Source organism: Xanthovirga aplysinae (genome assembly GCF_009711365.1).
Lineage (GTDB): Bacteria > Bacteroidota > Bacteroidia > Cytophagales > Cyclobacteriaceae > Xanthovirga > Xanthovirga aplysinae.
The window spans coordinates 1-781 of record NZ_SMMB01000231.1 but is presented as its reverse complement, the minus strand read 5'-3'; the positions used below and the strand labels follow the sequence as shown (position 1 = coordinate 781).

Sequence of the window (781 nt, the reverse complement as noted above, 5' to 3'; positions counted from 1 at the left end):
AGGGATATCTTCTACAATATATTTGGGAAACTCGGCCAAATTAGAGGCTTCATCCACTTCCAAGAATTTTCCATTGAGGTAGACCAGGCCTTCGGTGATCTTATGATTAGGTGGTTCCTTATCATCTTCTTCCACACTGCATCCACTCATGATGAAGGCCCCTAGTCCTTTGTATTGACCTTCCAGGGCTTTAAAGACCTCTTCCTGCAAGGTTTTTAGATCATCGTTGTGTAGCATACGGCCACCCTCTGTAAAATGTAATTTCTTCATGTTCTATCTTGAATTTAAAAGCTTGGATATGGTAAATCAGGATTGGAAAAATTCCATATATCTCCAGGCTATCCGTTAGGTTGGTAAGGACAGCCCAAAATGACTGTCCTTTTTTTCTTCCTCCATTGGTTTTCCTACTCTTTAAAGAATGATTTGAATAACTTGCTCAATTTTTCCTTGGTTGGGGCGGTGAGCGCTTTTATTATTTCTTGTAGTTCTTCAATTTCTTTTTGCTGTCTTTCGTTTACCTGCTGTTGCTCCTTCAGACTTTCTCTTAATAAATGATTGGTCTCCTTAATGGCAGCGGTGTTGATAGCTCCCAGGTTGCCGTAATTAAGGCTGTAAAGGTCTTTTTCTTCGGAATAGTGCACCAGTTCGGGGAAAACTTCTTTGACTTCCTGTGCGCCAAATCCCAAATGCTTACGTTTTTCTTTTTGATCTGCCCTATAACGATATTGGATGGGGTTCATTTGCATTACCCTATCCAACACCCCTTCCATGCAACAAATAT

General features: G+C 40.6%; 2 protein-coding genes. Both read right to left on the bottom strand.

All coding sequences use genetic code 11. The features are described 5' to 3' along the window. On the bottom strand, positions 1-270 hold a 270-nt coding region (locus E1171_RS00530; protein WP_155203059.1), incomplete at its 3' end, for a hypothetical protein. 134 nt (positions 271-404) lie between these two features. Next, on the bottom strand, positions 405-781 hold a 377-nt coding region (locus E1171_RS00525; RefSeq protein WP_187696119.1), incomplete at its 5' end, for a tail fiber domain-containing protein.